General features: G+C 71.0%; 16 protein-coding genes and 2 pseudogenes (1 of these 18 cut by a window edge). 6 read left to right on the top strand and 12 right to left on the bottom strand.

Features of this window, described 5'->3' with window-relative positions:
- Positions 1 to 122 precede the first annotated feature (122 nt).
- Positions 123 to 1535 (top strand): L-serine ammonia-lyase, encoded by a 1413-nt coding sequence (locus D471_RS0129605; RefSeq protein WP_017601965.1) that lies wholly within the window; start codon positions 123 to 125, stop codon positions 1533 to 1535.
- Positions 1536 to 1542: 7 nt separating this feature from the next.
- On the opposite strand, the gene D471_RS0129600 is transcribed toward D471_RS0129605, so the two are convergent.
- The gene (locus D471_RS0129600) at positions 1543 to 1953 is read right to left on the bottom strand and encodes a type II toxin-antitoxin system death-on-curing family toxin (RefSeq protein ID WP_017601964.1); all 411 of its coding nucleotides are present in this window, start codon (positions 1951 to 1953) and stop codon (positions 1543 to 1545) included.
- Complete coding sequence (locus D471_RS0129595) at positions 1954 to 2148, bottom strand: hypothetical protein (protein ID WP_017601963.1); 195 nt, start codon at positions 2146 to 2148, stop codon at positions 1954 to 1956.
- Positions 2149 to 2223: 75 nt separating this feature from the next.
- Here D471_RS0129595 and D471_RS38900 point away from each other — a divergent pair.
- Positions 2224 to 2334 (top strand): annotated as a pseudogene (locus D471_RS38900) (L-serine ammonia-lyase, iron-sulfur-dependent, subunit alpha); the annotation flags it as partial.
- 7 nt (positions 2335 to 2341) lie between these two features.
- On the opposite strand, the gene D471_RS0129585 reads toward D471_RS38900, so the two are convergent.
- Positions 2342 to 2752 (bottom strand): type II toxin-antitoxin system death-on-curing family toxin, encoded by a 411-nt coding sequence (locus D471_RS0129585; protein ID WP_017601964.1) that lies wholly within the window; start codon positions 2750 to 2752, stop codon positions 2342 to 2344.
- Positions 2753 to 2947, bottom strand: coding sequence for a hypothetical protein (locus D471_RS0129580; RefSeq protein ID WP_017601963.1), 195 nt, complete (start codon positions 2945 to 2947; stop codon positions 2753 to 2755). It abuts the gene before it with no gap.
- A 69-nt stretch (positions 2948 to 3016) separates the two neighbouring features.
- Here D471_RS0129580 and D471_RS38895 point away from each other — a divergent pair, with 69 nt between their 5' ends.
- The 3 genes from D471_RS38895 to D471_RS0129565 all read left to right on the top strand — a co-directional run bounded on the left by D471_RS38895 (position 3017) and on the right by D471_RS0129565 (position 6149).
- Complete coding sequence (locus D471_RS38895) at positions 3017 to 3133, top strand: L-serine ammonia-lyase, iron-sulfur-dependent, subunit alpha (RefSeq protein WP_241479744.1); 117 nt, start codon at positions 3017 to 3019, stop codon at positions 3131 to 3133.
- 417 nt (positions 3134 to 3550) lie between these two features.
- Positions 3551 to 5212, top strand: coding sequence for an ATP-binding cassette domain-containing protein (locus tag D471_RS0129570; protein ID WP_017601962.1), 1662 nt, complete (start codon positions 3551 to 3553; stop codon positions 5210 to 5212).
- Positions 5213 to 5513: 301 nt separating this feature from the next.
- Positions 5514 to 6149 carry a hypothetical protein gene (locus tag D471_RS0129565; protein ID WP_017601961.1) on the top strand — a complete coding sequence of 212 codons (636 nt, stop codon included), beginning with the start codon at positions 5514 to 5516 and terminating at the stop codon, positions 6147 to 6149.
- Here D471_RS0129565 and D471_RS36875 read toward each other — a convergent pair.
- From D471_RS36875 to purU, 8 genes are all read right to left on the bottom strand, one after another.
- Complete coding sequence (locus D471_RS36875) at positions 6094 to 6585, bottom strand: aldo/keto reductase (RefSeq protein WP_241479743.1); 492 nt, start codon at positions 6583 to 6585, stop codon at positions 6094 to 6096. The genes D471_RS0129565 and D471_RS36875 overlap by 56 nt on opposite strands.
- 305 nt (positions 6586 to 6890) lie before the next feature.
- On the bottom strand, positions 6891 to 7481 hold the full coding sequence (locus D471_RS0129555) for an Asp23/Gls24 family envelope stress response protein (RefSeq protein WP_026128214.1): 591 nt from the start codon (positions 7479 to 7481) through the stop codon (positions 6891 to 6893).
- A gap of 1 nt (position 7482) precedes the next feature.
- Positions 7483 to 8088 (bottom strand): DUF6286 domain-containing protein, encoded by a 606-nt coding sequence (locus D471_RS0129550; RefSeq protein ID WP_017601958.1) that lies wholly within the window; start codon positions 8086 to 8088, stop codon positions 7483 to 7485.
- Between the two features lies 1 nt (position 8089).
- A complete protein-coding gene (locus tag D471_RS0129545; RefSeq protein WP_026128213.1) occupies positions 8090 to 8449 on the bottom strand; it encodes an Asp23/Gls24 family envelope stress response protein in 360 nt (119 codons plus the stop codon).
- An 8-nt stretch (positions 8450 to 8457) separates the two neighbouring features.
- Positions 8458 to 8631 carry a hypothetical protein gene (locus D471_RS41050; protein ID WP_017601956.1) on the bottom strand — a complete coding sequence of 58 codons (174 nt, stop codon included), beginning with the start codon at positions 8629 to 8631 and terminating at the stop codon, positions 8458 to 8460.
- Positions 8632 to 8677: 46 nt separating this feature from the next.
- On the bottom strand, positions 8678 to 8995 hold the full coding sequence (locus tag D471_RS0129535; protein WP_017601955.1) for a hypothetical protein: 318 nt from the start codon (positions 8993 to 8995) through the stop codon (positions 8678 to 8680).
- A gap of 2 nt (positions 8996 to 8997) precedes the next feature.
- The gene (locus D471_RS0129530) at positions 8998 to 9480 is read right to left on the bottom strand and encodes an Asp23/Gls24 family envelope stress response protein (protein ID WP_026128212.1); all 483 of its coding nucleotides are present in this window, start codon (positions 9478 to 9480) and stop codon (positions 8998 to 9000) included.
- A gap of 395 nt (positions 9481 to 9875) precedes the next feature.
- Positions 9876 to 10766 carry a formyltetrahydrofolate deformylase gene (purU, locus tag D471_RS0129525; RefSeq protein ID WP_017601953.1) on the bottom strand — a complete coding sequence of 297 codons (891 nt, stop codon included), beginning with the start codon at positions 10764 to 10766 and terminating at the stop codon, positions 9876 to 9878.
- Between the two features lie 172 nt (positions 10767 to 10938).
- On the opposite strand from purU, the pseudogene D471_RS36870 reads away from it, so the two are divergent.
- Positions 10939 to 11670: pseudogene (locus tag D471_RS36870) on the top strand (alanine racemase) (it continues 470 nt past the right edge of the window).

The raw sequence follows: 11670 nt of genomic DNA, 5'->3' as shown, positions 1-11670 counted from the left end.
CCGTGTGCGGGCGCTCGCGGACCAGCACCCGCTCTACCCCAACCTGTAACACCCACCGCGCGGGGCGCAGCGCGCCCCGCGCGGCCCACACGCCACACCTGTGCTCGACGAGGAGGACAGCCATGGCCATCAGTGTCTTCGACCTGTTCACCATAGGTATCGGACCGTCCAGCTCACACACGGTCGGCCCGATGCGGGCGGCCCTGACCTTCGTCGAGGGTCTGCGGTCGCGCGGCGAGCTGTCCGGTGTGACGCACGTGCGGGCGGAGCTGTACGGCTCCCTCGCCCTCACCGGCAAGGGGCACGGCAGCGACACCGCCGTGATCCTGGGGCTGATGGGACACACGCCCGAACACGTGGACGTGGACGCGGTGCCCGCGCTCGTGGAGCGGACGCGTGCTGAGCGGACGCTGTCCCTGGGCGGCCCGGAGGGGCCGGCGGTCGCGTTCGACCCGGCGGTCGACGTCGACTTCCGCCGCAAGGAGAGCCTGCCGGACCACCCGAACGGCATGCGGTTCGTGGCGCTGGACTCGGTCGGCGCCGAGATCTCGGCGAAGGTGTACTACTCCGTGGGCGGCGGGTTCGTCGTCGACGAGCGGGCGGCGGGTGCCGACCGGATCACCGTGGACGAGACCGCGCAGCCCCACCCCTTCGCCACGGCTGAGGAACTCCTCGGCCTGTGCGCGCAGACGGGGATGTCGATCAGTGCGATCATGCTCGCCAACGAGCGGGCGTTCGGCCGTACCACCGCGGAGATCCGGGCCGAACTGCTCACGATCTGGACGGCGATGCGCCAGTGCGTGCGACGCGGCGTGCTGACCGAGGGAAGCCTGCCGGGCGGGCTGAAGGTGCCGCGCCGGGCGCACCGGCTGTACCGACAGCTGGGCGGGGTGTGCGACGACTCGGGCTTGCTGCCGCCCGCCTCGGTGGACTCCGACCCGATGCGCGGCAGCGACTGGATCACGCTGTACGCCCTGGCCGTCAACGAGGAGAACGCGGCGGGGGGCCGGGTGGTGACCGCCCCGACCAACGGCGCGGCGGGGATCGTTCCCGCGGTGCTCCACTACTACCTGCACTTCAGCCCGGGCGCGGGCGACGAGGGCGTCGTGCGGTTCATGCTGACCGCGGCGGCGATCGGCATCCTGTTCAAGCAGAACGCGTCGATCTCGGGGGCCGAGGTCGGCTGCCAGGGCGAGGTGGGTTCTGCGTCGTCGATGGCGGCCGCCGGTCTGGCCGAGGTGCTGGGCGGGACCCCGGCCCAGGTGGAGAACGCGGCGGAGATCGCGATGGAGCACAACCTGGGGCTGACCTGCGACCCGATCGGCGGACTGGTTCAGGTGCCGTGCATCGAGCGCAACGCGCTGGCCTCGGTGAAGGCGATCAGCGCGGCGCGGATCGCGCTGCGCGGCGACGGCAGCCACTTCGTCTCCCTGGACAAGGTCATCAAGACCATGAGGGACACCGGCCGCGACATGCACGACAAGTACAAGGAGACCTCGCGCGGCGGCCTGGCCGTCAACGTCATCGAGTGCTGAGGGCGTCTCAGGCCACCACGTGGAAGGTGCGCAGGGCCGCCGCGATGTCCTCGATGTCGCCGAGCCTTCCCGTGGCGACGTCGAGGACGAACGCCTCCGCCCTGTCCTCGTCGACGGGTTCGATCAACGGAGCCCCGTTCACCTCCAGAAAGGTGGCCGCGCAGTTCCACGCGGCCCGCTTGTTGCCGTCGACGAACACGTGGTTCCGAGCGAGGGAGTGCATGAGTGCTGCGGCCTTGTCGAACAGCCCCGGATAGTGCTCCACCCCGAAGGAGGAGGAGCGTGGTCGATGCGCCGCGCTTTCCAGAAGCCCGTAGTCCCGCGCGACGGCGTCACTCTGGTCGTTCTGCCGCAGCGTCAGGGCGGTGATCTCGACTATGAGGGATGCGTTCAGATAGATGACGGCGTCTGGGGGCATCTACTGGGCGAGCCTCCGGTTCAGCTCAGCGGAGACGCGGGTCACCCGCGCCGCCGCCTCCATAACCCGGCGACGCTGGATCGCGTCGAGGACACTCTCCTTGGCGAGCTTCTTGACGCTGGTCGACTCCGCCGCGGCCGCCTGGCGGATCTGCTCCATCTCTTCTTCGGAGAACTCGATGTTCAGCGCAGGCATACTCCCACCCCACTTGGTACCTAACCTGGTACCAGGTTACATCCGTCAGGGGTGACCGCACAGACGTTGTTGACCGTTGCACTCGCCAAGGTCATCAGGACCATGCGCGACACCGGCCGCGACATGCACGACAAGTACAAGGAGACCTCGCGCGGCGGCCTGGCCGTCAACGTCATCGAGTGCTGAGGGCGTCTCAGGCCACCACGTGGAAGGTGCGCAGGGCCGCCGCGATGTCCTCGATGTCGCCGAGCCTTCCCGTGGCGACGTCGAGGACGAACGCCTCCGCCCTGTCCTCGTCGACGGGTTCGATCAACGGAGCCCCGTTCACCTCCAGAAAGGTGGCCGCGCAGTTCCACGCGGCCCGCTTGTTGCCGTCGACGAACACGTGGTTCCGAGCGAGGGAGTGCATGAGTGCTGCGGCCTTGTCGAACAGCCCCGGATAGTGCTCCACCCCGAAGGAGGAGGAGCGTGGTCGATGCGCCGCGCTTTCCAGAAGCCCGTAGTCCCGCGCGACGGCGTCACTCTGGTCGTTCTGCCGCAGCGTCAGGGCGGTGATCTCGACTATGAGGGATGCGTTCAGATAGATGACGGCGTCTGGGGGCATCTACTGGGCGAGCCTCCGGTTCAGCTCAGCGGAGACGCGGGTCACCCGCGCCGCCGCCTCCATAACCCGGCGACGCTGGATCGCGTCGAGGACACTCTCCTTGGCGAGCTTCTTGACGCTGGTCGACTCCGCCGCGGCCGCCTGGCGGATCTGCTCCATCTCTTCTTCGGAGAACTCGATGTTCAGCGCAGGCATACTCCCACCCCACTTGGTACCTAACCTGGTACCAGGTTACATCCGTCAGGGGTGACCGCACAGACGTTGTTGACCGTTGCACTCGCCAAGGTCATCAGGACCATGCGCGACACCGGCCGCGACATGCACGACAAGTACAAGGAGACCTCGCGCGGCGGCCCCGCCGTCAACGTCATCGAGTACTGAAGGCGAAGCCCCGGGCGGTGAACGCCAGGGGACGGGGCGCGTCGGTCAGCCCGAGCCGGCGGACCTGCTCTGCCGACACACGCGGGCCCTTCGGGAGCCGACCGACGCGGCGGGGGATTCCCGGACAGGACGTGGCCTGGGTTATTGGCACGGGGCGGCGGAGCGTGTACAGTGACGGCCGTCCTGTTGTCTACGAATGAGGTGGACGTTGCGCATCTGAGGTTCGCGATCATCACGCGGCACGGCCCTCCGTCGGCCGCCCGCCACGGCCCCGGGCCGTCGGTGGAACCGCGTGGATGGAACCTCGGTGCACGAGCCGTCCCCCAACGGGACCCTCTCACCTCTCCTGTCGGCCCCGGCCGCGTGGTGCTCGCATACGAAGCCCCTGTCACTTCGCTTCCGTATTGCGAGAGAACCATGTCCCACCCCGCTGTCACCGGTGCCTCCGTGGCCGTCTCCGCCATGGGCTTCGCCTGGGCCGACGGCACGCCCGTCTTCGACGACCTGTCCCTGACCGTCGGGCGCGGCCGCACCGGCCTGGTCGGCACCAACGGTTCGGGGAAATCCACCCTGCTGCGCCTGCTGGCCGGAACGCTGCGTCCGGCGTCGGGGTCGGTCGCCGTCCACGGGCGCCTGGCCTACCTGCCGCAGAACATCACCCTGGACACCGGCCTGCGCGTCGACCGGGTCCTGGGCATCGCCGACACCCGGACGGCGCTCAGGGCCATCGAGTCCGGCGACGTGTCCGAGGAGCACTTCGAAACGGTCGGCGATGACTGGGACGTCGAGGAGCGCGCCCTGGCCGCCCTGGGCGGTCTCGGCCTGGACGGCATCGGCCTGGACCGCACCGTCGGGGAGATCTCCGGCGGCGAGGCGATCCTGCTGCGTCTGGCCGCCCTGCTGCTGGAGCGGCCCGACGTCCTGCTGCTGGACGAGCCCACCAACAACCTCGACCTGTTCGCCCGCAAACGGCTCTACGACGCCGTGGACGGGTGGCGCACCGGCACGCTGATCGTGGTCAGCCACGACATCGACCTGCTGGAGCGGGTGGACCGCGTCGCCGAGCTGCGCTCGGGGTCGGTCACCTGGTACGGGGGCGGCTGGTCGGACTACCAGGAGGCGCTGGCGGTGCAGCAGGAGGCTGCCGAGCGCGCCCTGCGCGCCGCCGACGCCGACATGAGGCGCCAGAAGCGAGAACTGGAGGAGACCCGTGCCAAACTGGCCCGCCGTCTGAAGCAGAACCGCAGGGTGCAGGCCCAGGGCGGCATCCCCAAGATCGCTGCGGGCAACCTCAGACGCTGGTCCCAGGAGTCCTCGGCCAAGCTCAAGGACGTCCACGAGGACCGCCTCCAGGAGGCGCGCGAACGCCGGGAGGAGGCCGCCGAGGCCGTGCGCAGCGACGCCGAGATCAGGGTGGAGCTGCCCGGGACCGCGGTGCCCTCGGGTCGCGAGGTGCTCAGGGCCGAGGGGCTGACCCCGGTGCACGGGGCCCTGTCGGGCGCGGACCTGTGGGTGCGCGGCCCCGAGCGGATCGCCCTGGTGGGCCGCAACGGGGCGGGCAAGACCACCCTGCTGCGCACCCTGCTCGGGGAGCTGGAACCGGCGCGGGGGTCGGCGCGGGTGTTCGTCCCGGCCCGGTTCCTGCCCCAGCGGCTGGACGTGCTGGACGACGCCCTGACGGTGACCGAGAACGTCGAGCGCCTGGCACCGGACGTGGAGGAGCAGCGCATCCGCGCCCAGCTGGCCCGGTTCCTGCTCCGGGGGGCGCGGGCAGCCCGGGCCGCCGGGACCCTGTCGGGCGGTGAGCGGTTCCGGGCGGCGCTGGCGGCCCTGCTGCTGGCCTCCCCCGCGCCACAGCTGCTGCTGCTGGACGAGCCCACCAACAACCTGGACGTGTCCAGCGTCCGGCAGTTGACGGGGGCCCTGGAGTCCTATGAGGGCGCGCTGATCGTGGCCAGCCACGACCTGGCGTTCCTGGACTCGATCGGGATCACCCGGTGGCTGTTCGTGGGAGAGGAGCTGGTGGAGACCACCGGCGAGGGGGTGCGCGCCCTGCTGGCGGGCGAGACCCCGGAGTGAATCCGGCGTTCCGCCGCACCCACGCCGGTCGGGTGCGGCGGAACGCCCGGGTCATGCTCCCGGTGGTCGCCGAAGGACCACAGGGTTCTCCGGCACGGGGTTCCCGACGGTGTCCACCCGCGGGTTCGCGGTCACCGGCGGGGTGTCGGCGAACGGTCGTTCGTCGACATTCGGGGGGCCTCGCGCGGCGGCCCCGCCGTCAACGTCATCGACGTGCTGACGGACCCGCCCGAACCACGGCCGCGCACCGCGTCAGACGGACGGGGAACGCCCCCACCCTCGGAACGGAAGGCGTGGTCACATGGACCTGAGGGAGCGCTACGCCCGGCTCCACAACGGGATCCGGTTCGCCGTGGAGATCATCGAGGACGCCCGTCCCCTCCCGGAACCCTTGCACCGGGAACTCCATCAGTGGGTGCTCTCCGAGTGGGAGCGCAGACGTTCCAGCATCGACTGGTGCGACAACAGGCAGGACCTGCTCTCGGTGACCACCGGCCTCACCCGCCTGGCCAGGTCGTACGAGGAACTGCGCAAGACACTGTTCTCCGACCTGCACCACTTCCGTCCGGAACCCCCGTGGCGACGCGTCCACCACACCCTGGCCGTCAGACTGCCGCTCCAGTGCCACCGCGACGACTCCGAGTACTACGTCCTGCGGACCGGGGGCATGGACCGCTGGACGTTCAGCGTCCACGGCTGGACCAGGCCGGAGAGCGGCGAGAGCGAGCCCACCGTCCGGGAGTTCGACGTCGAGCTGACCGGGCGCTCCTGCCGCATCCCCGACGAGCTCAAGGGAGACCGGCTGCTCGACCAGCTCTTCTGCGGTCTGGCACTGATGAAGGACGAGCACCACCACATGCGAACGCTCAGGGACGAGGTGGTCATGGAGGCGGAGCGCATCGTCCGTTCGGAGGAGGACGACGACGGCTGGGAGTGAGTTCGACGCGGTCCCGTTCGGTGAGGCGGATCCCCGACGCCGCCACGTTCTCCTCCAGGTGGTCGGCCACCCCCGTGCCCGGGATGGCCAGGATCCGGGGCGAGGCGGCGAGCAACCAGGCCAGCGCGGTCTGCGCGACCGTCGCGCCGTGTCTGGCCGCGACCCGCTCCACCCGTTCCGCGTCGATCGGCGCCCGTCCACCGCCCAGGGGGAAGAACGGCACGTACGCGATCCCCAGCTCCTCACACTGCCGCAGCAGGGCTGCGTCGCCGTCGTGGTGCACGTGGAAGTGGTTCTGCACCGCCGCGACCGAGGCGATCGACCGCGCCTCCGCCAACTGTGCGGCGCCGACGTTGCTCGCGCCGAACGGCGACCCCCGCGCGAGGGTCCCGGATCGGAATCCTGCAGCGCATGGTCGGGGAAGCACTGTTCGCACGGCTGACGGTCGTACCGCACCCATTCGAGCGGCACCACCTCCGGGTCATGCACCTCAAGTCCCATCCGCCCCGCCTTGCGCTGACCGTCGACCAACGCCGCGCACCCTCGGGACCGGTGGAACACGGTCCCGCCCTCGGTGACCGTCACGCGGTCGGTCAGCCCCGGGGACGCGGGGCGGCAGAGCCCGCACTGACCGGGCAGGAAGTCGTGGACACAGCGATCGTCGACCATGACCCGAGAGGCCCACGGGCGCCACGGCCCCGCCAGAGGCCTTCGTCCCGGTATCGGGGGTCCGCACCCGCCTCACACCAGGCCGCGGCGCGGAACCCGCGCCGGGGCGGCCACCGACATCCGGATGACCGTGGGGATCCGCTCCAGGTCGAGCGCCTCACCCAGGTTCGCCAACGCCTCCGAGCGCACCCGCTCCCACACCCGTGTCACGTCCGCGTCCTCCTCCAGCAGGAGCGCGAGCCGCAGGTGCGGCGCCTCGCTCGACTCGGTCAGCCGGGCCCGCGCCCGACGTACCCCGGGGTACTCGGCGACCTCCTGTTCGAGGGCGCCGCGCGCCACGCTCTCGCTCATCTCCACGCGCCCGCCCGGGCCGTGGTCGAGCACCACCCTGCCGACCGTGTCGTTCATGCCCTGCACCAGCAGCCACCGCAGGGCGAGGAACCCGGAGAGGAAGGCCACCGCGACCGCCGCGTAGGGCACCCACCGCTGGTCGAGCAGCTCCCTGACCCGCGTACCGGCGATCGCCTCCCCGGCCAGGTCCGGCCCGAGGACGCCCCGGCCCGCGGCCAGCGCCGCCAGACCGACGATCATCAACAGCAACCCGACGGCCAGCAGGCCCACGCGGTTGCCCCTGGCCGACCGGCGGTTCATGTCCCGACCCATGTCAGTCCTCCGCGTAGCGCACGTGCGTGACGATCCGCATGCTGCGCAGCGGAGCCAACTCCTCCAACCGGCGCTCCACGGCCGCGGTCACCTCGGCCGGAAGCCCCTCCCAGTCGGGTGTGCCCGTGCGCACGTGGACCCGTATCCGCTGCCCTCTCAGCACCACGTGCACCGAGTCGACCCCGCTGACCTCCTGCGCCGCCGACGACACCGTCCGGCGCAGGGCCGGGCGGGTCAACCCGACCACCAGCGCCGGGTCGTCGGTGCGCAGCGCGGTCCACCGCCCGTTGCCGGGGGCCAACGCGATGACGATCAGGGCCAGCCCGATCGCGGCGAGCACCGCCGAGGCGATCTGGACCGACGGCTCGGACCACGTCGTGGTCTCCGCGTAGTCCGTCGCCGCCCCGACCGGGATCATCCGCAGCGGGCTGCCCGCCAGGGCCGAGATGACCTCGGCGGCCGACACCACGGCCAGCACGAGGATCACCGCCCCCGTCATCACCGCGGGCCAGGACCTGCGAGGACGGAACGTGTGGACCGCCACGCGTTTCGCCCGCCGGTCGACTCCCTGGTCGGGACGGCCCAGGGCCTCTTCCACGGTGGTCATGTCAGCGCACCAACTCCGTGATCTCGATGTCGACGTGGTGGACCCGTCCTCCCGTGGCCCACTCGACCCGCTCCCTGACGTGCGAGCGCACCCGTCCGGCGACCCGGCCCACCGGATCCCGGTAGCGCACCACGATCCGCAGCCGCAACCGCACGACGCCGCCGCCCATCCGGGCCCTGGCCACACGTGACCGGGCGGGCTCGGCCCCGGGAACCTCCCGGATCGCCTGCAACGCGACCCGCTCGACCACACGCGGCGGGATGCCCGTCCGCCCTCCGGGGTCTCGGCCGACGACGCCCTCCGGCCCCGGCCAGCTCCGCTGCCGCGGGACCGTCAGTCGCCCGTCGCGCCACCGTTCCACACGCGCCCCTAGGCCGAGCGCCGCGTGAACACCTGGGCGAGGTCGATCTCGCCCTCCACCGCCCGCCCCGCGACGAACCCGGCGATCCCCAGGCCCAGCACCAGACCGAAGGCCGCGAACCCGCCGAACGCCCCGGCCAGACCCAGCACCGTCCCGAACGCCAACCCCACGATCGGCCACATGGCCTCCCCCTCTCGTGTCCAACCGCCTCCAGCGCCCGCGGCGACCTCAGCCACCGGACGGCGCGTCCCCTCCGAGCCCTGCCACCACGTCCTCCACGAACACGTGGACGGCGCGTCCTCCGGAGAGCGGCCCCAACCCGTCCCGTACCTCGGTGACGACCCCCGGGATCGGCCTCCCGAACCGCACGACGAGCCCGACCTCGACCGCCCCCGACCGGACCGCGACGCCGTGGACGAATCCGCCGCGCGCCGGAGTGCTGATCGTCCCGAACGCTCCCGCGGACAGCCCCACCACGTCCGGGAAGCAGAGCGCGGCCTCGGCCAGGCGCGCGGCGGTCTCCGCCGGTTCGTCGCCCTCGCCCACCGCTACTGGACCCGGGGCGCGCCGCCGCCCCCGCCCTGCTCGGCGCCTGCGTCATCACCGTCGTCGGGCAGGTGGATGTCGTCGACCCTGATGTTGATCTCGGTGATCTCCAACCCGGTCATCCTCTCCACGGCGGCCGTGACGTTACGGCGCACCGCGGCGGCCAGGTCCTGGATGGCCACGCCGTACTCGACGACGAGGTCGATGTCGACGGCGGCCTGGCGCTCCCCCACCTCGACCGAGACCCCTCGGGTCACCGACCCGCCGTCACCGCTTCGGGTCACCGCGTCGCGCACGGCTCCGACCGCGCGCGCCGCGCCTCCGCCCATGGCGTGGACGCCACCGATCTCCCGCGCGGCCATCCCGGCGATCTTCGCGACCACGCCGTCGGCGATGTGCGTGTGTCCGGCGCCGCCGGCGCCGCGCTCGCCCTGGGCCGCGTCGCGGGCCCCGGGCACCCTTGCCTCGCTCCTGGTATCCGACACCGGTCCCCCTAAGCAGTGTGCACCAGACCCGTGGCCGCGGCCGGTGTCGGAGGTCGGTGGCCTGGGGCCACCTCCCTGACACGCTGGTCACCCATTTCTGTCCTCCCCCTCGGGCGAAGCACCCCAGGAGTAGCGGACCGAAACCCGGTCACCGTTTCCGACCTGTGTACCGACGGGAATCTACCTCAACACACCATATACGCACTGTTCGTGGTCGACAAGATACAGTGAGTAAGATTTCCCAGGTCAGAAAGGTAACGGCAATACCATCCTTGCCCCAAAACCGCGCCGCGAACCTTGTGGACGGGAAAACGAGAGGGCGCCCGAAGGCGCCCCCCTATGCGTCCGAAAACGGCTCCGACCCGGCGTGCCGCCCCGGGAGAACCGCACACGCGTCAGTCGAAGATGACCGTCTTGTCCCCGTTCAGCAGGACACGGCGCTGGGCGTGCCAGTTGACCGCACGCGCCAGCGCGACCGACTCCAGGTCCCGGCCGATCGCGGTGAGCTGCTCCGGGCTGTGGGTGTGGTCGACCCTGGACACCTCCTGCTCGATGATCGGCCCCTCGTCGAGGTCGGCGGTCACGTAGTGGGCCGTGGCGCCGATCAGCTTCACCCCGCGCCGGTGTGCCTGGTGGTAGGGGCGCGCGCCCTTGAAACTCGGCAGGAAGGAGTGGTGGATGTTGATGATCCGGCCGGACATCTTGGTGCACAGCTGCTCGCTGAGCACCTGCATGTAGCGGGCCAGGACGATGAGGTCCACGTCGTAGGAGTCGACCAGCTCCAGGAGCCGCGCCTCCTGCTCCCCCTTGGTCGCCGGGGTCACCGGCAGGTGGTGGAAGTCCACGCCGTAGGAGTCGGCGAGGAACTCCAGGTCGGGGTGGTTGGACACCACTGCGGCGATGTCGACGTCCAACAGCCCGCTGCGCTGGCGGTAGAGCAGGTCGTTGAGGCAGTGCCCGAACTTGGAGACCATGACGATCATGCGCGGGCGGATGTCGCGGGCCTGGAGGCTCCACTCCACCACGGGGTCACCGCCCCCGTCGCCGAAGTCGCCGGCCAGCGCCGCGAACGCGCCCCGCAGAGCGTCCTCGCCGACCGCCGCGCCGTCCGTTCCACTCTCGGCCACGAACTGCATCCGCAGGAAGAAGCGTCCCGTGTAGTGGTCACCGTACTGCTGACTCTCGGTGATGTTGCAACCGTGGTCGGACAGCAGGTTGGCCACCGCAGCGACGATGCCCCTGCTGTCGGGACACGAAAGGGTCAGGACGTACTCGCGCTCACTCATGGAAAAAACCACTCCAGGGATCGGACACCGGCTGATCAGCCAGGATGCTCCAGGATATCGGCACCTGTCGAGCCGCGCGCGGGTTCGGCCGGGTCGTGGCCGCCACACACGCGTCCGGGAACGGCCACTCCAAGGAATATGAAATCTATTCATGTTCTGGCATCCTCAAAACATGACAAACCCGCGCGAGAAGTACGAGGCGGCCACACGCGACCTCCAGGCCCCCTTCGCCGTCGTCGACCTGGCCGCCTTCCGCGCCAACGCGACCGCTCTCACCCGACGTGCCCACGGCCGCCCCATCCGCGTCGTCAGCAAGTCCCTCCGCTGCCGCCACCTGATGCGCGCGGCCCTGGAGCTGCCCGGCTACGCGGGGGTCATGGCCTTCACCCTCCCCGAGGCACTCTGGCTGGCGACCGACGAGGAACAAGGCCCGATCAGCGACGACATCCTCGTCGCCTACCCCACCGCCGACCAGGACGCCCTCGTCCAGCTCGCGCGCACCCCCTCGGCGTCCCGCGGCATCACCCTCATGGTGGACTCCACCGCCCACCTGGACCTCATCAGCACCGCGGTCGCCCGAGCCGCCGACGAACGCGGCCCCGACGCACCCCCCATCCGCGTGTGCCTGGACATCGACACCAGTTGGCAGCCGCTCGGCCCCGGACTGCGCGTGGGCACCTACCGCTCCCCCGTCCGTACCCCCGCTCAGGCCGCCGCCCTCGCCCGCGCCGTCGTCCGCCGCCCCGAACTCCTCCTGGACGGCGTCATGGCCTACGAGGGTCAGATCGCCGGGGTCGGCGACGCCCCTCCCGGCAAACCCCTCCTCGGCCGCCTGCTGCGCACCGTCCAGCGGCGCTCCGCGGTCGAACTCGCCCGACGCCGGGCCGCCATCGTCCGTGCGGTC

It is taken from the genome of Nocardiopsis lucentensis DSM 44048, from assembly GCF_000341125.1.
In the GTDB taxonomy this organism is placed as follows: Bacteria; Actinomycetota; Actinomycetes; order Streptosporangiales; family Streptosporangiaceae; genus Nocardiopsis; species Nocardiopsis lucentensis.
Note: the sequence above shows the minus strand (reverse complement) of the source record. Positions and strands in the feature narration are given on the sequence as shown.

Excerpts from the sequence above, each read along its gene's own strand:
- D471_RS0129595 (WP_017601963.1), bottom strand. The coding sequence starts at position 2,148 with ATGCCTGCGCTGAACATCGAGTTCTCCGAAGAAGAGATGGAGCAGATC.
- D471_RS0129570 (WP_017601962.1), top strand. The coding sequence starts at position 3,551 with ATGTCCCACCCCGCTGTCACCGGTGCCTCCGTGGCCGTCTCCGCCATG.
- D471_RS0129565 (WP_017601961.1), top strand. The coding sequence starts at position 5,514 with ATGGACCTGAGGGAGCGCTACGCCCGGCTCCACAACGGGATCCGGTTC.
- D471_RS0129600 (WP_017601964.1), bottom strand. The coding sequence starts at position 1,953 with ATGCCCCCAGACGCCGTCATCTATCTGAACGCATCCCTCATAGTCGAG.
- D471_RS0129580 (WP_017601963.1), bottom strand. The coding sequence starts at position 2,947 with ATGCCTGCGCTGAACATCGAGTTCTCCGAAGAAGAGATGGAGCAGATC.
- D471_RS0129585 (WP_017601964.1), bottom strand. The coding sequence starts at position 2,752 with ATGCCCCCAGACGCCGTCATCTATCTGAACGCATCCCTCATAGTCGAG.
- purU (WP_017601953.1), bottom strand. The coding sequence starts at position 10,766 with ATGAGTGAGCGCGAGTACGTCCTGACCCTTTCGTGTCCCGACAGCAGG.
- D471_RS41050 (WP_017601956.1), bottom strand. The coding sequence starts at position 8,631 with ATGTGGCCGATCGTGGGGTTGGCGTTCGGGACGGTGCTGGGTCTGGCC.
- D471_RS0129555 (WP_026128214.1), bottom strand. The coding sequence starts at position 7,481 with ATGGGTCGGGACATGAACCGCCGGTCGGCCAGGGGCAACCGCGTGGGC.
- D471_RS0129550 (WP_017601958.1), bottom strand. The coding sequence starts at position 8,088 with ATGACCACCGTGGAAGAGGCCCTGGGCCGTCCCGACCAGGGAGTCGAC.
- D471_RS0129605 (WP_017601965.1), top strand. The coding sequence starts at position 123 with ATGGCCATCAGTGTCTTCGACCTGTTCACCATAGGTATCGGACCGTCC.